The sequence below is a fragment of the Agrobacterium tumefaciens genome, from assembly GCF_013337285.1.
Classification (GTDB): domain Bacteria; phylum Pseudomonadota; class Alphaproteobacteria; order Rhizobiales; family Rhizobiaceae; genus Agrobacterium; species Agrobacterium burrii.
This window is the reverse complement of sequence record NZ_SUPW01000004.1, coordinates 320,112-338,051: the sequence shown is the minus strand read 5'-3', so window position 1 is coordinate 338,051 and position 17,940 is coordinate 320,112. Positions and strand designations below refer to the sequence as shown.

Here is a 17,940-nt window from a genome sequence, read left to right as displayed (position 1 = left end):
GAGAGCCGGGCGACCGGCTCTTTTCTTTTATGCCCGCCCTTTTCTTTATCAAAGTCGCCTTGATTTGGCCGCCTGAAAAAGAATAGTTTCCTCATCCTTCCACGGAAGCCGAGGAGCACATGATGCAGGCCACCATCGAAAAACTCAAAGCAACGGCAAGCAGCACAGCCGCAACCGATCTTCGCGCCGCGTTTGCGGCCGACGACAAGAGATTCAGCCGTTTCAGCGCCAAATTCGATGACCTGCTGATGGATTATTCCAAATGCGCCGTCAACGAGGAGATTGTGACGCTTCTCGAACAGCTGGCCCGCGACGGCGGCGTCGAGGCCAAGCGCGAGGAGATGTTCTCCGGCAAGGAGATCAACTTCACCGAAGGCCGCGCGGTTCTCCACACCGCCCTGCGCAACCGCTCCAACACGCCCGTTCTCGTTGACGGCAAGGATGTGATGCCTGACGTGAACGGCGTTCTCGCCGCCATGGGCAAGTTTGCCGATGCAATCCGCTCCGGCTCCCTGAAAGGTGCTACCGGCAAGAAGATCACCGACATCGTCAATATCGGCATTGGCGGCTCCGATCTCGGCCCTGTCATGGTGACGCTGGCGCTTGCGCCTTTCCATGACGGTCCTCGGGCACATTTCGTTTCCAACATCGACGGCGCACATATTGCCGATACGCTGAAGCTGCTCGACCCGGAAACCTCGCTCTTCATCGTCGCATCGAAGACCTTCACCACCATCGAAACGATGACGAATGCCGCCACCGCGCGCCGCTTCATCGCCGAGAAGCTGGGTGAAGAGGCCGTAAAGCACCACTTCGCCGCTGTTTCCACCGCGCTGGACAAAGTCGCCGCCTTCGGTATCGAAAGCGACCGCATCTTCGGTTTCTGGGACTGGGTGGGTGGTCGTTATTCGATCTGGTCGGCCATCGGCCTGCCGCTGATGATCGCCATCGGGCCGGACAATTTCGGCAAGTTCCTGGATGGCGCGCATGCGATGGACAAGCATTTCCGCGAGGCGCCAATCCGCGAAAACCTGCCGATGCTGCTCGGTCTCATCGGGTTTTATCACCGCAACGTGCTGAATTATTCGACACGGGCGATCCTGCCCTATGACCAGCGGCTGTCGCGTTTCCCCGCCTATCTGCAGCAGCTCGACATGGAATCGAACGGCAAGGGTGTTACCATCGACGGCACGCCGGTCGAAGGCCAGTCCGGCCCGGTTGTCTGGGGCGAACCCGGCACCAACGGCCAGCACGCCTTCTACCAGCTGATCCATCAGGGCACGAGCGTCATTCCGGCGGAATTCATGATCGCCGCCAACGGTTTCGAGCCCGAGTTGCGCCACCAGCACCAGCTTCTCATCGCCAATTGCCTGGCGCAATCGGAAGCACTGATGAAGGGCCGCACGCTGGCCGAGGCCAAGGAGCAGCTCACCTCCAAGGGCATGGACGACAAAAAGGCCGATTTCATCGCGCCGCACCGCGTCTTCACGGGCAACCGCCCCTCCATCACCTTCGTCTACGACACACTGACGCCTTTCGCGCTTGGCCGCCTGATCGCGCTTTATGAGCACCGCGTCTTTGTGGAAGGCGTGCTGTTCCGCATCAACTCCTTCGACCAGTGGGGTGTGGAGCTTGGCAAGGAACTGGCGACCGGCCTACTTCCGGTCGTGGAAGGTAAGGAAAGCGCTGCCGGACATGACAGCTCGACACAGGGCCTGGTAAAGGCGTTGGCGGGTCTGGCCGGGTAAAATATCCGCACCTCGATCTAAGGAAAGCCGGGAGGACACTTCCGGCTTTTTTAATGCGGCGGCTTCAAATATAAAGCGCCGCCATCTTGCGCCACGCACCCGCCCGGTGGGCGCGCCCCTCCCAGACATGCATCTGATGGCCCACCTGCTTGTCGGATAGAACCCGACTCAGATGATGGTTGTTGTCGAGAAACGGGTCTGCATCGCCGATGGTGAAAACCATGTCGATGCGGCGCAGGTGTTCGAGCCGCCGCGGGCAGGCAAGTCCCGGCAGGAAATGGCTTGGCATGTGGAAATAGACGTCATCGTCGTAATAGCCGTCGAACAGGTCGCCGAAGGACTCCACCTTCATCGTCAGGTCGTAACGGCCGGAAAAGGCGACGAGTTTGCGAAACAGATGCGGGTGGCGAAAAACGAGACTGGCGGCCTGAAACGCGCCGAGGCTGCAGCCATGAACGATGGTATCGGTATGGGAATTTTTCTCGGCCATCAGTGGCAGCACTTCGCTGAGAATATAGTCTTCGAAGGCGGCATGGCGGCGGATGCGGTCGGCCGGGTGATGATGGGCCGCATAAAAGGTCTCTGTGGCCAGCCCCTCAATGCAATAAAGCTGGAGATGGCCTGCCTCCAGCTTGTCGGTCAAACTGCCGACAAGCCCCAGTTCTTCATATTCGAAGAAGCGCCCGTCCCGGGTGGGAAACATCAGCACCTTGGCGCCGGCATGACCGAATATCAGGAGCTCCATGTCGCGATGGAGCCTGTGACTAAACCAACGGAGATATTCGCGTTTCATGGCACCTTGAAAAACCGTCTGACCTTGTCCTTATGGACCGCATCTTGCGATGCGCTGTCAGGGTAATCGAAATGCCCGGCGTCGAGGATGAAGATTTCATTAAATTTTGAGTGCGGCAGCGCATTGGCCACTGCGAACTGGCAGGGAGGGGCCACCGATGGATCGAAAAGCGCCGGCGCAACCAGCATCGGCACTTTTATGCGGGCGGCGGCACAGGCGGCATCGAAGAAACGCAAGGTCTCGAGGACATTCGGATGGGCCTTCTGGTATGACTGAACCGAATTCGCACTGCCAACGGTGGGCAATGTCAGCCAGAACGGCCTATGCCCGAATGTCGGCACCACCAGATGGCCGCGGTCGATGCGCTCATCAAACGGTATCGCCAGCGCTCCGATGCCGCCGCCGAAACTGATGCCGCTATACCCCACCTGCCCTTCCAGCCAGGGGTAAAGGCTCACGAGCGTCGAAACGGCAACCCACAGATCATCGACACAGCCACCGATGATGTAATCGTCTTTCCTGTCGATATTGTAGAGAACATGGAGGGCCGATTCCGAAGAAATCGGCGGACAGGCGCTTAGCGAGAGACCGCGAAAACAGGGAAAAAGGACTGCCGTTTCTTCCACTGGCACTTCAAAATCAGGCTCGGAGCGCCCACCATAACCATGGCCGACGACGAGGCCGCGGCGCACCTGGCCTTCGCGCGGCAAAAGCATCCACCCGCCGATGCGGAAACCGCCGGTGGAGGTGTAGCTGACATCAAGGACATGCCAGCGCGGATGGCTGAGCCTGCTCTTGCGCAGCACCGGCCGCGGGTCCGTGGCGAGCGCGCGACGATAACGCTTCTGCCAGAAATCATCAAAACCCGGTGGCGCTTCGGGCGGGGTGATGGCCAGCAACTGTTCGCGCTGCATGCCGTAGCTGGGGTCGAAATCGAAAGGATGGATATTGGGAACACTCATGCGACGCATGTTTCGCGAAAAACCGGCGGACACAAGGTTTTTGATCTTCGAATACCGGTTTTTTAGGGTATTGACCGCGCGCGCAGCGGCTCTGCCGAAAATGCCCCGCCTCAAACAGCGACATCCTGACCTTCGGGCAAGGTCCAAAGCTGCGGGTCCGCATTGATTGCGGCTACAACCGCCAATGCTCTTTCGCGGCATCCGGGCGTTTCACCAAGGGCCATATGTTCGGCCTCGATTCCCACCAGATAATCGGCGACTTCAGCGGCAGCGATACCTCTGCGCAATTGGCCTGCGGCCGCAATCAGGTAGTTGTCGTATTCATCCGCAAAACACAGGTTGCCGGCGTCGTTCCAGTTTTCTCCCGCCGGCATAAGTCCAATTGGGTCCCACACGGACCAACCAATATCCCGCAACCGCGAAAGCCTGATCCTGGGTGGTGGGGTCAACGGAGCCATAGTCTCATCCGCGGCGATGCAATTGGGACGAGAATACGCCCCCGTCCTCAGAACCACAATATTCCGGACGCAGATCAAGCGTTAGACAGCCATGCTCAAAGCCCGATTTCATGCGCAAAAGGCGGATTTGCGCCAGCCCGCGAGACAGTGACCGCAGCGGCTTTTGCACCCAACGCCAAAGCCTTCCTGATCTGCTCTTCATTGAGCGCGGCAACCTGCGCCTTGGTCAGAAGGCCCTGCATTTTCAGCGAGGCGAGAATGCCGGCGTCGAAAGTATCACCGGCACCGACGGTATCAACGACTTCGACCCGTTCGGAGGCCACTTCCACCTTGAGATTGGCAGCATAACCCACAGCCCCCTTGGCACCCCGGGTGATGACGACCAGTTTCGCGCCATGATGCAGCCAGTGGCGGGCGAGCGTATCCTCATCGCCTTCCAGACCGAACCAGGCGAGGTCCTCATCCGAGAACTTCACAATATCCGACATGGCGGCCATACGGCGGATGCGGGCCATATGCGACTGCTTGTCCTTGATGAAACCGGGGCGGATATTCGGGTCGAGCGAGATGACGCGGCTTTCGCGCTCGCGCGTCATCAGCGCCTCGTAGGTGCTGCCGCAGGGTTCGGGAATGAGGCTGATCGCGCCGAAATGCAGCGCCTCGCAATCGGCACCCAATGCCGGAAGCTCCGCCTCGGTGATCATCCGGCCGGCGGTATTCTCGTCATAAAATGCGTAGGTGGCATGGCCATCGATCAACTTGACGAAAGCGATGGTGGTCGGCCGCGACAGCGTTGCGCAATAGCTGAAATCGACATGGCTTGCCCGCAGGGTTTCCCGCAGGATATCGCCCATCATGTCATCGGAAAGACCCGTAAAGAAAGCGGATGGGACGCCGAGACGCCCCAGCGCAATTGCCGTGTTGAAGACCGCTCCGCCTGCATAGGGTGCGAAACCCGCCTCACCCAGCGTCGTCTGCCGGGGCAGCATGTCAATCAGGGCTTCACCACAACACAGGATCATTACGGTCCTCCTCAAAACAGCAAATCAAATGAACTTAAATCGATTTAGACGAAGATCGATCGGAAGGCCAGCCACAAGCCGACTGGCCGCATCCGAAATTAAGATTGCGGCAATTCGCTGACGCCGCCGTGCTTGGCAGACCAGGGCAGCGGGTTATCGAGGAAGGCTTCAACCCCCGACAGCGTCTTTTCATCGAACAGTTTTTCAGCCCGTGCGACCGCCAGAACATCGCGCCAGGTGGTCAGATAGTGCAGCTTGACATTGCCATTGGCGAAGCGCGCTTCGGCCTCTTCGAAGATGCCGTAATAAAACAGTGCAATGCCGTGATCGACAATGCCACCCGCCGCGCGAATGGCGTCGATGAAGGTGAACATTGAGCCGCCGGCCGTCGTCAGATCCTCGATGACGAGAACGCGTGCGCCCTCTGGCATGTGGCCTTCGATCTGGGCGTTGCGGCCATGGCCTTTCGGCTTCTTGCGGCAATAGATCATCGGCAGGCCAAGGCGCTCAGCGAGGAAAGCGGCAAAGGGAATGCCCGCCGTTTCACCACCGGCGACACAGTCGAATTTCTCAAAACCGGCCTCGCGCATCACGGCTGCCGCCGCGAAATCCATGGCCGCCGAGCGGATACGCGGGAACGAGATGAGCTTGCGCATGTCGATATAGACAGGGCTCTTCATGCCCGAAGCGAAGGTGTAGGGGCTTTCGGAATTGAAGTGGACCGCCTTGATTTCCCACAACATCTTCGCAACCAGTTCCGCGACGACGGTGCGGTCGGTGAATGTGAAATGGTTCATGGGCGTTCTCCTTTTCGGCCTTGGTTTATCGCTCCGAAAACCGGGGCTGGTTTTCGGAAGCACAACATCTCGGTTCAGCATTGCAAGCATCCTCGGGCGGCACCGGAATTTATGGGCGGATGCCAGAGGACCATAACAAAACCGCCGGCAATGCCGGCGGTTTTCAATAAATCAACTTACGTCCCAATGGAGCGGGAACATCGGGTCGAATACGGTCACCGGCCCGGCGCCCGTCTCGATCTTTTCGGGGAAGGAAACCGCTTCCTCACGTTTCACCAGCGTGATCGTCTCCTCATTCGGCGCGAGCCCATACCAAGCGGGACCGTTGAGCGAGGCGAAGGCTTCCAGTTTGTCGAGGGCATTTTCGTCCTCGAAGACATGGGCAAGGCAGCTCATGGTGTTGATGGAGGTATAGATACCGGCGCAGCCGCAGGCGCATTCCTTCAGCGGATCGACATGCGGGGCGGAATCCGTGCCGAGAAAGAAGCGCGCATCACCCGAAGTCGCGGCTGCACGCAGCGCCAGCCGGTGCTCCTCGCGCTTGGCGACCGGCAGGCAATAATAATGCGGCTTGATACCACCGACCAGAATGGCGTTGCGGTTGATGATGAGATGGTGGGTGGTGATGGAACCGGCCAGATTGGCCTTGGACGACTTGATGTAGTCCACGCCGTCGCTGGTGGTGATGTGCTCCATCGTCACCTTCAGTTCCGGCAAGCGCTGGCGCAGGGGCTCCAGAACCGTATCGATGAAGGCCTTCTCGCGGTCGAAAATATCGACCTCCGGCGTCGTCACCTCGCCATGCACGCAGAGCGGCAGGCCGATCTTCGCCATGCGTTCCAGCACCGGCATCGCCCTGTTGAAATCGCGCACGCCGCCGTGAGAATTGGTGGTCGCGCCCGCAGGATAGAGTTTGACGGCAGTGATGAGGCCGCTTTTTTTGCCCTCTTCCACATCGTCGGCAACAGTATCCTCAGTGAGGTATAGGGTCATCAGCGGCTCGAAACGATCACCCGCCGGGATCGCCTTGACGATGCGTTCGCGATAGGCGCGGGCATCGGCGGTGGTGACGACCGGCGGCACCAGGTTCGGCATGATGATGGCGCGGGCGAAATGACGGCTCGTATCCCCGATCACCCCTTCCAGCATGGCGCCATCACGCAGATGCAGGTGCCAGTCATCAGGGCGGCGCAGGGTGAGCGACTTCATCGGGATACCTCGGAGCATGATGGAATTGCGCCCGCTTAGCATCTTTTGTCGCGGGAAAACAGCCGCCAGAGGTCATCGGGCGGCTGTAAATATCATTTTTTTGAAACGTGCCTCAGATGCCGCCCGCTTCAGGACCCCATACATCCGTCATCGCGAACCCGTCCGCAAAGGGGTCGAAGGGATCGAGACCGACCTGATGAAGGCCGAAGGTGAAACCGCGCCCGGCAATGGTGGGAATGACGGCTGGACGGCCCGCCACCTCGGTGACGGCGGAGAGGCCAACGTCGAATTCCGAACCGATAATCGAACGGGATTTATATTCGTCTCCCACCTTCACCTTGCCGCGCGCATAAAGCGTGGCGAGATTGGCGGAATTGCCGGTGCCACAGGGGGAGCGATCCGCCCTGCCCGGCCACATGGTGGTGCAGGTACGGATCGAACCATCGGCATCCACATCGCGGAACATCACATAGGCAACGCCTGATATGGCAGGGATTTCCGGATGAACGACCGTCATTTCACGGTTGACGAGGTCCTTTAGAGTCATGCCGGCGGCAACGAGTTTCGCAGCATTGGCCTTCTCGATGGTGAGACCGATCTGGCGAACATCGACCAGCGCGTAAAAAATACCGCCATAGGAAATATCCATCGTCACCTTGCCCCATTCGGGGGTGTCGATGCTGACATCCAGCTCATGCACGAAGGACGGCACCATGGTCAGCTTGACCTTTTCGCAGCGCCCGTCGCGGCAGGTGGCCGTGGCCTTCACCAGACCGGCCGCCGTTTCCAGAATGATGACGGTTTCCGGTTCCTTCATCTCCACCATGCCGCTTTCCAGCAGAGCTGTGGTGGCGCAGATGGAATTGGAGCCGGAGCTGGCATGCGCCTGATCCGGCTGGAGAATGACAAATGCGGCATGTGCATCCGGATGCTTCGGCGGCAGGAGAAGATTGACCGACCCCATTGGCGTGCCGCGCGGCTCCAGCGTCAGGAAGCGGCGGAGCGCCTCCCCCTGCGGGTCCGTATTCATCCAGTGAAGTTGCTCAGCGACGGTGTTGCCGGGAATTTTCGGTGCGCCACCAGTGACGACACGGCCGATTTCGCCTTCGCAATGGACATCGAGAAGCTGAAGGGTGCGTTTCCAACGCATGGGGTCTTACTCCGGAAGTTAAGCTGCTGACCTGATCATACAGATAAAAATACAAGCTGTATACAAATCTGCGGAGCGTAACGACAAAAAGCGCTTAGCGTTTTCGCGCCCTCGCACGCATCGTAGTTTAGCGGTTCCGGCACTCTGTCCGATTGCGATTGGCGGCGGCATCGCAATTCACTCTCGAACTCTGAACCGTCTGATCATGCACCACGGAGCCGGCGGTATCGCCCACCGATCCGACGGTATTTTCGACGGAGCGTCCAAGCCGTTCAACCTGCCTGCCGTAATTTTCCCGCGTGCGCGGATCGAAGACCGCAATCGGTGCGCTGACCACCACGCTGGCTGCCGTTCCGACGGTTTGCGCAGCACCGATGCTGACCGCGCCAAGCGCCTCACCCAGACCGACATCGGAATCCGTCACCGTCTGGCCGGCGATGAGGCGGTCGCCGATCAGGCGCACGACCTCGGGGCTTTCGGCGAATTTACCGTGGTTCAGGCGGTCGCCAGATTGCAGCTTGGTCAAATCGAGAACGGTGATGCCGGCCTTTTCCAGCTGGCTACGATAGGGCTCGACGGAGGGATCGATCTGGCCGAGACGATCGACATTGCCGGAAATGCGGCGCGACAGGCTAAGCGCGCGGTCATCCTGCGACACGAATAGGGTGAATTTCGGTGGCGTCTTGCCGAGACTTGTGAACTGCCGGCTGAACACGTCCACATCGAGATCCGGCGCGGCCAGAATGACATTGCTGATCTTCGGATCGACGCGGCCGTTGCGGATGGCCATCTGGCGCAGCGCTTCCACTGCAAGCCACGTACCCATGGAATGCGCCATGACCGTGACCTCGCCGATGGACTTGTCCTTGGCCAGACGCGTCAGCATCTCTTCCAGCGCATCGCGGGAGTAGTTGGTGCTTTCCTTGTCGTAATTATAATCGAAAATGCTGGCTCGCGACGGCCAGGTGAACACCACTGGCACGACATCCGTGCCGGAATCATGGACGATCTGGGCGAAACGGTAGACGGAATCCTCGTAACGATTATTGAAACCATGCACGAAGACCAGCACGCGGCGGTCCTTCTGGATATGTTTGTTGATCCAGCTTTTCGTCTCCGCTTCGGAACGAACGGGCTCCACCGCCACCGTGGTAAAGTCCTTCAGCGGGTTTGGCGGCAGCTTCTTCGGCCATTGCACCTGCCCGACCTTGCGGTTGGCGGCGGGCGGAATGGAAACCGTTACCGCATCGACCTTCAAACCGGTCCCACGCTCCCCGCCGAAAAGCACGGCGGCGTTTTCCGAAGGTGCGCGCGTGGTGGCGACCAGAAGGTTCACCGATGAAGTTCCCGCCACCGTCTGCCCGGTCGGCGTCATGACCCCGATGGGACGCCCGCCGCAACCGGCGAGCAGGGCGACAATCGCAATTACGGCCACGAAGCGAATGGGCATCACATCACTCTCCTACAACCCAGAGGCAGCCGGATAACAGCCAAGGGGAGAGAATTTTCTACCGGAGGCGGAACTGCCGCGCCAGCAACCAAAGCGGAGCAGCGGACACTTTCCGCCCCGGTGTGTCCAAACAGACCCAATTGCCGGCCGACAGGCCGGAAACTCGACGGCCGGCAAGAGCGCGGGACCTATTACTGCGGCAGCATCGTTCCTCTTTCCCGAAGCGCATTGTGCCAGGACAGCGCCTCCTCGATGAGATGCGGCGTGTGCCCGCCCCGTGCCGCCGCCCGCTGGTAATAATCCGTCAACGCATCGCGATAGCTGGGATGCACGCAATTTTCGATGACCACCGCCGCCCGCTCACGCGGAGCCAGCCCGCGTAGATCGGCCAGACCGATTTCGGTGACGAGAATATCCACATCGTGTTCGGTATGATCGACATGACTGACCATCGGCACAACGCTGGAAATCGCCCCGCCCTTGGCGATCGACTTGGTGACGAAGATCGACATATAGGCGTTGCGGGCGAAATCCCCCGAGCCGCCAATGCCGTTCATCATGTGCGTTCCGCCGACATGGGTGGAATTGACGTTGCCATAAATATCGAATTCCAGCGCCGTGTTGATGCCAATGATGCCGAGGCGGCGGATGACTTCCGGGTGGTTGCTGACCTCCTGCGGACGCAGGATCAGCCGGCTCTTGTAATCGGCGAGCCGCGGCATGACCCGTTCGTTCATGGCGGAGGAGAGTGTGATCGACGAACCGGAGGCGAAGGTGAGCTTGCCGGCATCGAAAAGCTCGAAGGTCGAATCCTGCAGGACTTCCGAATACATTTTGAGATCGTGAAACGGCGTATCGATGAAACCATGCATCACCGCATTGGCAATGGTGCCAATGCCGGCCTGGAGCGGCTGGAGTTCGTGGGTCATGCGGCCATGACGTACCTCGTTCAGCAGGAACTCGGTGAGATGGCCGGCAATCGCCTTGGTTTCGTCATCCGGCGGCAGCACCGTTGAAAAACTGTCGCTCTTGTCGCTCAGCACGATGGCAGCGATCTTTTCCGGCGGCACCGGAATGAATGGCAGGCCGACACGGCTATCCGTCGCCACGACGGGGATGGGCATGCGGGTCGGGCGTTTGGCGGGAATGAAGATGTCGTGCAATCCCTCCAGCACTTCGGGCTGCGACAGGTTGATCTCAACGATGACCTTATCGGCCAGAATGGCGAAGCTCGCGGAATTGCCGACCGAGGTGGTGGGGACGATGCCGCCTTCCGCCGTGATTGCCACGGCCTCGACAATGGCGACATCGACGCCATGGATCTGACCCCCACGCAGTTGCTCAACCGTTTCGGAAAGATGCTGATCGATGAACATCACCCTCCCGTCATTGATCGCCTTGCGCAAAGCCGGATCGGACTGGAACGGCATGCGGCGCGCCAGCATGCCGGCCTCGACCATGGTCTTATCGAGATCGTTGCCGAGGGAAGCGCCGGTCATCAGGGTGATCTTCATGGGATGCGACTTGGCGCGTTCGGCGAGCGCCAGCGGCACCGCCTTGGCTTCGCCGGCGCGCGTGAAGCCGCTCATGCCGACAGTCATGCCATCCTGAATGAGACTGGCGGCCTCTTCAGCGCTGACGATCCGGTTCAAGAGGGACGCGTTGCGGATACGCTTTTCAAGCATGCACTTCTCCATGATCTGCACTCACGATGGCACGTCATCAAGCTGGCCACCTCTTGGGCGACTATGGCGTGCAGTTTCATCGATGAAACTGACATAGATCAAGGGCGCGGCCGGGACTACGGCCTTAGTCCATCAATCTTGCGCAACAAACCGCAAGTGGTGCATCGGCGCTACAGGCTGCGGGGTCTTCGCGACATCGCAGCCTCGCCAATCGGCGAGCCTTCCGCAGCATCGTATCGGCGGCGAAACAGGATGAGGCGGGCGACCGCCCCGTCCTGTCGCCAAAAATCCCTCGCGATCAGGGGCCTTCGCAGATGGGTGCCTGACCAAGCACAACCTGCCCCACTTCGGCATTATAGGCGCGCAGGCCGAATGTACCCGTTGTGATGACCCGGTAACAGGGGTTGCCACCCGTCCACAGCGGATCGAGAACGTCGATATCGGTGATGAAACGGTGGGCGCAGGCCTGACCCGAGCTGTAGGCTATGCCGTCGGCTGTCGTGCCGGCCATAGGCACATGGATATGGCCAAAGATGATATGACGCACACCGGCCGGGTGAGCCGCGAGGCGGCGCATGATGGCGCCATCATCATGCATGCCGATATGTTCGAAATGGCGGATGCCGCAATCCATCGGTGGGTGGTGGATGAACACCGTGACCGGCAGTTCGCCCGCGCTTTCCAGCGCACTCTCCAACCATGCCAGACGATCCGCGCCATACCTGCCGCCGATGACATCGGCTTCGTGGCTGTCGAGAAACAGCAGGCGGCCGAATTCGGTATCGATGAATGACTGGATATAGCCATTATCGTCGCGCGGCTGTTCCGGGAAAGCTGCAACGAATTCCGGACGACGGTCGTGATTGCCGAGCATCAGCCGCACGGGGACGGAGACGGGTGCGAGGATGTCGCGCAGCAGCTCATAGGCTTCCGGCTCGCCGTAATTGCAAAGATCGCCCGTCATGACAAGAAGATCGGCGTCGGCGTGTTTTTCAACAATATCGGCCACTGCAGCGCGCAGCTGCTTTTCCGGATCGACGCCGTTTACAGCGATGCCGGGGGGTACGAGATGGGTGTCTGTGATCTGGATGATCTTCATTGTCAGTCTTTCTGCGCAAAATGGCTGCGGGAACGGATTTCCCCGCAGCCTCTTTCTGGGGGCTTATTTCAACAGGGCGTTTGTCTGTTCGACAACCTGCTTGAGACCGGCTTCCGGCGTCACCTCACCGCGCATGACGGTGCCGATGATGTCGCGCTGGGTGCGCCAGATACGGACGGAATCGCCACCCGGATAACCGGCCCAGGGGAGCGAACGGTCAGCCTGCAGCGAAGCGGTCTTCACATTCGGGTTCTCGACATAATAGGGAGCGAGGAAGTCCGGACCCGTTGCCAGCTTGTTGGTGGGCAGGTAACCGGTGATGCGAACGATGGTGTTCTGCGCTTCCGGACCGGTGATCCACTTCAGGTATTTCCAGGCAGCGTCCTGCTTGGCTTTTTCCTGCGTCAGGATAACGGCAGAGTTGCCGCCGGTCGGCACGCCGCCCTTTTCCTTGTTGTCGAGCGGGAAGGTCGCCGTCTTCAGCTTGAAGCGGTCGCCAACCAGACCCTGGATCGTCTGAACGTGGGCCGGGGTCGAGAAGATGAAGCCGGTGAGGCCTGCACCGAACTGCTGGCGGGACTGATCCCAGTCGAGCAGGTTCTGGCCACCTTCGGTGACGAACTGGCGGGCCATCTTCAGGGCATTGAGACCGATCTCATTGTCGAAGGCAACGGTCTTGGTCTTTTCGTCAACGAGCTTGCCGCCCTGTTCGAAGACCAGCGCCTGCCACAACCAGTCATCCGGCCAGCCGTTGATGTCGTAGCTCATGCCGGCAAACTTGGCATCGAGAGCCTTGATCTTCTTGGCGAGAGCGATGAGCTCCGGGAAGGTCGTCGGCATCTTGTCCGGGTCGCCGCCGGCCTTGGTGACGAGGTCGGCGTTGATGTAGATGATCGGCGAGGAAGCGTTGACTGGCAGGCCGTACTGTTTGCCGTCGATCTGGCCGAGAGCGGCCATCTTCGGGCTGTAGTTCTTGTCGAGGAAGGCCTGACCGCCTTCAGCCTGGATAAACGGGCCGAGATCGGTGATCTGGTTGCGCAGTGCGAGCGTGTGAACCAGTTCCGCCGTCAGGTTGTAACCCGAGAAATAAACATCCGGCAGATTGCCCGTGACGGCAGAGCGCAGAACCTGCTGCTGACCTTCGTTGTAACCGGCAGCCGGGGCAAGGAAGTTGATCTTCACGTCCGGGTTCTTCTTCATGAATTCATCGGCCAGCGGCTGATGGAACTTGGTGAAGCCCGGCAGGTTGTAGAGAACGTTCAGCGTGATTTCATTGGCCAGAGCCGGCTGTGCAAGGCCTGCAAAAGCCATGCCGAGGGCCAGACCGCTTACCACAGCGCGTCGGTTGAGTTTCATATCAGTCTCCAGAAAGGTTGGGAGGAGGAGTGTGAACGGCGTCACTTGACGCCGGTCATGGTAATACCGGCGATGAAGTGCCGCCGTGCGAGGAGGAAGCACAGCACCATCGGCGCGGTAATCAGTGTGGCGCCCGCCATCAGCGCGCCGTAGTTCGCGCCGGATTCAACATCGGCAAAGAACATCATGCCAAGCGGCGGCGGGGCGAGATTGGTGTCGGAGACCACGATCATCGGCCAATAAAGGTCGTTCCAGTGGGCAACGAGCGAGAAGACCGAAAAAGCGGCAAGCGAAGGCAGCGAGCCACGCAGGACGAGCCCCCAGCAAATTTCCATTTCCGAAAAACCATCCATGCGTGCCGCCTCGATGATTTCATCCGGGTAGCTGCGGAAGGACTGGTTGAACAGGAAGATGGCGAAGACCGAGAGGAAGAACGGCATCATCATCGCGAAATAGGTGTTGAGGAGCTGTGTCTTCGCCAGCCCGACGAAAAGCGGCAGCGCCAGTGCCTGAATGGGCACGCAGAGTGCGGCGATGACGAGGCCCAGGAGCAGCTTGCGGCCCGGAAACCTTAGCTTCGCCAGTGCATAGGCCGCCGGAACCGAGGTCAGCACCTGAATAATGAGGATGCCGACGCAAACGATGACGCCGTTCAGCATGAAGCGGGCCATCGGCACCTGTCCCGCCGCCCGGGCATAGTTTTCCACCGCGTCGAATTTTTCGGGGATCGGCCAGAGCGAGACGTTGAATATTTCCGCCGGTGAGCGGATCGATGTCAGCATCATCCAGTAGAACGGCAGGAGCATCACGAATGCGCCGAGCGCCAGCACCAGATGCGGGAAATATTTGCGGAGAGCGGCCATCAGTAATGCACCTTCCGGTCCATATGTAGCGTCTGGCCTATCGACAGGACCAGCACGATTGCGAGGAAGATAATGGTCAGCGCCGCCGCATAACCGGTGTTGGAATATTCAAAACCCTCAAGATAAAGATCGAACAGCAGGGTTTCCGAACCGAAACGGCCCTTGGTCAGCACAGCCACCGTCTCGAAGACCTTGAAGGCCGAGATGGATGTGGTGACCACCACGAACATGGTCGTCGGCCCAAGCATTGGCCATGTCACCGTCAGGAACCGGTCTATGGGGTTTTTCGCGCCGTCAAGCCGCGCCGCCTCGTGCAGATCCTTCGAAATGGCGGTGAGGCCGGCAAGGAACAGCACCATGTTGAAGCCCAGAACCTGCCAGATACCGATCAGCGCCATGGTGGGAATGAGGAGGACGGGATTGGAAAGAAAGGCGACGGGTTCGAAGCCCAGCCATTTGATCGCCGCATTCACCGGGCCAAGCGAAGGGTGCAGCAGGAATTGCCACACGGTCGCCATGGCGACGAGGGTTGCAGTAACGGGAAGGAAATAGGCGACTTCCCAGAAGGCACGGCTGCGCTTGCGATTATAGACGAGCAGGGCCACGCCAAGCGCCAGAAACACGCCGAAGGGGATGACGATGACCGCGTAGATGGCCGTGTTTGTCAGAGCGCGCAGGAAAACCGGATCCTGAAATGCTTTTACGAAGTTGTCGAGGCCGACGAAACGCGTGGAGAGCGCGCCGAGCTGGTAATCCGTGACGGAAAAACCGGCGAGAACCAGCATCGGAACAATATAGATGGTCAGAAGCAGCAGGCTTGCGGGGGCGGCAAACATCAGGCCACGCCAGATCATCCGCCGGTCCGCCTTCGACAGGCTCGGACGGGATTTGGCACGCACGGTCGTGGAAGCATCAACAACCGTCATGCCGGCACCCGTTCACGCACCGTCGTCTTGCGGCGCAGGCCATCGGCGGCGAAAAGATGAGCGCGTTCCGGCGCAAAACCGAGGTTCAGCACACCATGCGCATCGGCCTCCAGCGCCTCACCGGCACCCTGACGCAGGGTGATGGCGACCGTCTCGTCGCTGAGAAGACGGCAGCTGACGAAGCGGTCCGCCCCGTGGGTTTCGCTGCGGACCACGCGCACGGCAAAACCTTCGGCACCCGGACGCAGATCTTCGGCGCGCAGGCCGAGGGTGGCCGGGCCAGCGTCGCGACCTGCGGTGTCGATGCCCAGATCACGTCCGAAAGCGGTAATCTTGCCGAGCGTATCGATTTCGACCGGCAGCAGGTTGATCGACGGCGTACCGATGAAGCGAGCGACGGTCAGCGTTGCAGGCTTCCGGTAAAGCTCATCCGGCGTACCGAGCTGCTCAATCCGGCCTTCCGACATCAGCGCGATGCGGTCTGACATGGTCATGGCTTCGATCTGGTCATGGGTGACGTAGATAAAGGTCGCACCCAGCCTCCGATGCAGCCCGGCAAGTTCCTCACGCATATGGGCGCGAAGCTTGGCATCGAGGTTGGAAAGCGGCTCGTCCATCAGGAATGCGGCAGGCGAACGCACCAGCGCCCGGGCAAGCGCCACGCGTTGACGCTGACCACCGGAAAGCTGCGCCGGTCTGCGCTCCAGCAAATGCGCTATCTGCAGGGTCTCAGCCGCCTGTTCGACAGCGGTATCGATCTCGCGGAGCGTTTCAGCCGGTGCTACCAGCCGTCCGATCAGCGGCAGGCGAGCGGCGAAAGGCAGACGCCGCATGCGCAGCGGCGTCGCAATATTCTGGCGGACATTCATATGGGGGTAAAGCGCGTAGGACTGGAACACCATTGCCAGATTGCGGTCGCTCGGATCGATCTCCGTCACGTCCTGCCCGCCGATCGAGACCGAACCGCGATCCGGCGTTTCCAGCCCCGCGATGATGCGCAGCAGCGTGGACTTGCCGCAGCCAGACATGCCGACGAGGGACAAAAACTCTCCGGGACGGATGGAGAGATCGATCTCTTTCAGAACATCGTCAGCCCCGAAGCCTTTGCCGATTCCTGAAAGCTCAAGTGATTGTGGCGTCATTCTGCGCTCCTTTTCTGGAGCGCATATGCTTATATTGTATGACAATATGACGAAGGTTTACCGAAAGTTCGGTGACATTAAAAAGCCCGGCAAACTCGGGTCACCGCCAAGCCTTGCAGTATAGGCTTTCACTAAAACCACTAATATTTAGGGGTTTATTCCCAAATATCCGAATTCGTAGATTATCCCGCTGAAAACCAGCTTCGCCGCGCCCGTGTGCCCGGCGTTTAAACCGTGGCGAGAATCACATGTGCCTGAATTTTAGCGGCGACCTCGCCGCTGCCATGCCGTGCTTTGATTGCAGATGCGGCGCAGTCTGTCGCAGCGTCCAGTTGTCCCGGCGCTCTGGCTTCTATTTCAGTGCGAAGAACAGTTCCGTGACAATAGGCCATGGCCGGAATACGCGATGACGAGGCGCGGCTTTGCGCTGCTATCGTCTCGATCGCCACCCGAGAAAAACCGGCTTTTTCCAGCTCGCTACGTATCAAGGCCGTATCGTGATAACCATGGGGAGTGCGGACCATGAAACGCGGCGGATCGTCGGGAAACATCTCCGCAAGGGCGTTCGTCACGTCATTCGCCAGATGATTCTCCTCAATGCGGTCCCACACGTTGAATAAATAATGTCCGCCTGGCTTCAGCACTCTCATCGCTTCGCGGTAGGCGGACAGGCGGTCGGTGAAAAACATCGCGCCGAACTGGCAGAAGACGAGATCGAAAGCCGCGTTTTCAAATGGCAACGCCTGAGCATCGACCTGCCGCCAATGAATGCGGTTGTCGGCCGGCTGTCGCGCCGCGGCAAAATCAAGCATCGGCTGGTTAAGGTCTGTAACGACATAGTTTGCGGCGGGGGGCAATCTGGGCGCCAGTTCGCGGGTGACAACCCCGGTACCGGCAGCGACTTCCAAAATATCGATTGGCATCAATGCCGCCGCCCGCCGCGCCAGATCACGGGCGAATGGCTCGAAAATCAATGGCACCATATAGCGGTCGTAGTTTTCCGGGATAGAGCCGGTAAATACCTTGTCCGTTTCCAACATGGCTTTCACCTGAGGTCATCTAGCGACCTGCGACTTTAGCACATTTTCGGGAAATTCGGAATCTGCGAGCTTCTAAGACGGTGACGAAGATGCCGGTCCTGCGCCATGCGACAAAGTACCAGCGGGCACCGGGCGTATCATTATATTTTATGGGAAGAGAAATGGCGCACCCGAAGAGATTCGAACTCCTGACCCCCAGATTCGTAGTCTGGTGCTCTATCCAGCTGAGCTACGGGTGCG

Annotated in this window: 16 protein-coding genes and 1 tRNA gene; 1 reads left to right on the top strand and 16 read right to left on the bottom strand. The window is 59.5% G+C overall.

What is annotated here, in order from left to right; all coding sequences use genetic code 11:
* Nucleotides 1-122 precede the first annotated feature (122 nt).
* Complete coding sequence (gene pgi / locus FCH38_RS14530) at nucleotides 123-1,748, top strand: glucose-6-phosphate isomerase (protein ID WP_174374174.1); 1,626 nt, start codon at nucleotides 123-125, stop codon at nucleotides 1,746-1,748.
* Between the two features lie 64 nt (nucleotides 1,749-1,812).
* Here the strand turns inward: pgi and FCH38_RS14525 are convergent, their stop codons facing one another.
* The 16 genes from FCH38_RS14525 to FCH38_RS14450 all read right to left on the bottom strand — a co-directional run bounded on the left by FCH38_RS14525 (nucleotide 1,813) and on the right by FCH38_RS14450 (nucleotide 17,939).
* Nucleotides 1,813-2,541 (bottom strand): esterase family protein, encoded by a 729-nt coding sequence (locus tag FCH38_RS14525; protein ID WP_174374173.1) that lies wholly within the window; start codon nucleotides 2,539-2,541, stop codon nucleotides 1,813-1,815.
* A complete protein-coding gene (locus tag FCH38_RS14520) occupies nucleotides 2,538-3,503 on the bottom strand; it encodes an acetylxylan esterase (protein WP_174374172.1) in 966 nt (321 codons plus the stop codon). The genes FCH38_RS14525 and FCH38_RS14520 overlap by 4 nt, the downstream gene beginning before the upstream one ends.
* A 110-nt stretch (nucleotides 3,504-3,613) precedes the next feature.
* Nucleotides 3,614-3,898, bottom strand: a complete 285-nt coding sequence (locus FCH38_RS14515) for a hypothetical protein (RefSeq protein WP_336510800.1) — start codon at nucleotides 3,896-3,898, stop codon at nucleotides 3,614-3,616.
* A 158-nt stretch (nucleotides 3,899-4,056) separates the two neighbouring features.
* Nucleotides 4,057-4,983, bottom strand: coding sequence for a carbohydrate kinase family protein (locus FCH38_RS14510; RefSeq protein ID WP_153515166.1), 927 nt, complete (start codon nucleotides 4,981-4,983; stop codon nucleotides 4,057-4,059).
* Between the two features lie 98 nt (nucleotides 4,984-5,081).
* Nucleotides 5,082-5,780 carry an orotate phosphoribosyltransferase gene (locus tag FCH38_RS14505; protein ID WP_006310650.1) on the bottom strand — a complete coding sequence of 233 codons (699 nt, stop codon included), beginning with the start codon at nucleotides 5,778-5,780 and terminating at the stop codon, nucleotides 5,082-5,084.
* A 171-nt stretch (nucleotides 5,781-5,951) separates the two neighbouring features.
* Nucleotides 5,952-6,989: a dihydroorotase gene (pyrC, locus tag FCH38_RS14500; RefSeq protein ID WP_174374171.1), complete on the bottom strand. Its 1,038-nt coding sequence runs from the start codon at nucleotides 6,987-6,989 to the stop codon at nucleotides 5,952-5,954.
* A gap of 112 nt (nucleotides 6,990-7,101) precedes the next feature.
* Nucleotides 7,102-8,139 (bottom strand): 4-hydroxyproline epimerase, encoded by a 1,038-nt coding sequence (locus FCH38_RS14495; RefSeq protein ID WP_174374170.1) that lies wholly within the window; start codon nucleotides 8,137-8,139, stop codon nucleotides 7,102-7,104.
* A 127-nt stretch (nucleotides 8,140-8,266) separates the two neighbouring features.
* The gene (locus FCH38_RS14490; RefSeq protein WP_174374169.1) at nucleotides 8,267-9,589 is read right to left on the bottom strand and encodes an alpha/beta hydrolase; all 1,323 of its coding nucleotides are present in this window, start codon (nucleotides 9,587-9,589) and stop codon (nucleotides 8,267-8,269) included.
* Between the two features lie 191 nt (nucleotides 9,590-9,780).
* Nucleotides 9,781-11,274: an acetyl-CoA hydrolase/transferase family protein gene (locus FCH38_RS14485; protein WP_174374168.1), complete on the bottom strand. Its 1,494-nt coding sequence runs from the start codon at nucleotides 11,272-11,274 to the stop codon at nucleotides 9,781-9,783.
* Between the two features lie 298 nt (nucleotides 11,275-11,572).
* On the bottom strand, nucleotides 11,573-12,373 hold the full coding sequence (locus FCH38_RS14480; protein ID WP_174374167.1) for a phosphodiesterase: 801 nt from the start codon (nucleotides 12,371-12,373) through the stop codon (nucleotides 11,573-11,575).
* A gap of 63 nt (nucleotides 12,374-12,436) precedes the next feature.
* Nucleotides 12,437-13,729: an ABC transporter substrate-binding protein gene (locus tag FCH38_RS14475; protein WP_174374166.1), complete on the bottom strand. Its 1,293-nt coding sequence runs from the start codon at nucleotides 13,727-13,729 to the stop codon at nucleotides 12,437-12,439.
* 41 nt (nucleotides 13,730-13,770) lie between these two features.
* On the bottom strand, nucleotides 13,771-14,592 hold the full coding sequence (locus FCH38_RS14470; RefSeq protein ID WP_153515170.1) for a carbohydrate ABC transporter permease: 822 nt from the start codon (nucleotides 14,590-14,592) through the stop codon (nucleotides 13,771-13,773).
* Nucleotides 14,592-15,518 (bottom strand): carbohydrate ABC transporter permease, encoded by a 927-nt coding sequence (locus FCH38_RS14465; protein WP_149898444.1) that lies wholly within the window; start codon nucleotides 15,516-15,518, stop codon nucleotides 14,592-14,594. The genes FCH38_RS14470 and FCH38_RS14465 overlap by 1 nt, the downstream gene beginning before the upstream one ends.
* On the bottom strand, nucleotides 15,515-16,660 hold the full coding sequence (locus FCH38_RS14460; RefSeq protein ID WP_174374165.1) for an ABC transporter ATP-binding protein: 1,146 nt from the start codon (nucleotides 16,658-16,660) through the stop codon (nucleotides 15,515-15,517). The genes FCH38_RS14465 and FCH38_RS14460 overlap by 4 nt, the downstream gene beginning before the upstream one ends.
* Nucleotides 16,661-16,887: 227 nt before the next feature.
* Nucleotides 16,888-17,700 carry a class I SAM-dependent methyltransferase gene (locus FCH38_RS14455; RefSeq protein WP_174374164.1) on the bottom strand — a complete coding sequence of 271 codons (813 nt, stop codon included), beginning with the start codon at nucleotides 17,698-17,700 and terminating at the stop codon, nucleotides 16,888-16,890.
* A 162-nt stretch (nucleotides 17,701-17,862) separates the two neighbouring features.
* A tRNA-Arg gene (locus tag FCH38_RS14450) sits at nucleotides 17,863-17,939 on the bottom strand.
* Nucleotide 17,940: the final 1 nt, after the last annotated feature.

Excerpts from the sequence above, each read along its gene's own strand:
- pgi (WP_174374174.1), top strand. The coding sequence starts at position 123 with ATGCAGGCCACCATCGAAAAACTCAAAGCAACGGCAAGCAGCACAGCC.
- FCH38_RS14525 (WP_174374173.1), bottom strand. The coding sequence starts at position 2,541 with ATGAAACGCGAATATCTCCGTTGGTTTAGTCACAGGCTCCATCGCGAC.
- FCH38_RS14520 (WP_174374172.1), bottom strand. The coding sequence starts at position 3,503 with ATGAGTGTTCCCAATATCCATCCTTTCGATTTCGACCCCAGCTACGGC.
- FCH38_RS14510 (WP_153515166.1), bottom strand. The coding sequence starts at position 4,983 with ATGATCCTGTGTTGTGGTGAAGCCCTGATTGACATGCTGCCCCGGCAG.
- FCH38_RS14505 (WP_006310650.1), bottom strand. The coding sequence starts at position 5,780 with ATGAACCATTTCACATTCACCGACCGCACCGTCGTCGCGGAACTGGTT.
- pyrC (WP_174374171.1), bottom strand. The coding sequence starts at position 6,989 with ATGAAGTCGCTCACCCTGCGCCGCCCTGATGACTGGCACCTGCATCTG.
- FCH38_RS14495 (WP_174374170.1), bottom strand. The coding sequence starts at position 8,139 with ATGCGTTGGAAACGCACCCTTCAGCTTCTCGATGTCCATTGCGAAGGC.
- FCH38_RS14490 (WP_174374169.1), bottom strand. The coding sequence starts at position 9,589 with ATGCCCATTCGCTTCGTGGCCGTAATTGCGATTGTCGCCCTGCTCGCC.
- FCH38_RS14485 (WP_174374168.1), bottom strand. The coding sequence starts at position 11,274 with ATGCTTGAAAAGCGTATCCGCAACGCGTCCCTCTTGAACCGGATCGTC.
- FCH38_RS14480 (WP_174374167.1), bottom strand. The coding sequence starts at position 12,373 with ATGAAGATCATCCAGATCACAGACACCCATCTCGTACCCCCCGGCATC.
- FCH38_RS14475 (WP_174374166.1), bottom strand. The coding sequence starts at position 13,729 with ATGAAACTCAACCGACGCGCTGTGGTAAGCGGTCTGGCCCTCGGCATG.
- FCH38_RS14470 (WP_153515170.1), bottom strand. The coding sequence starts at position 14,592 with ATGGCCGCTCTCCGCAAATATTTCCCGCATCTGGTGCTGGCGCTCGGC.
- FCH38_RS14465 (WP_149898444.1), bottom strand. The coding sequence starts at position 15,518 with ATGACGGTTGTTGATGCTTCCACGACCGTGCGTGCCAAATCCCGTCCG.
- FCH38_RS14460 (WP_174374165.1), bottom strand. The coding sequence starts at position 16,660 with ATGACGCCACAATCACTTGAGCTTTCAGGAATCGGCAAAGGCTTCGGG.
- FCH38_RS14455 (WP_174374164.1), bottom strand. The coding sequence starts at position 17,700 with ATGTTGGAAACGGACAAGGTATTTACCGGCTCTATCCCGGAAAACTAC.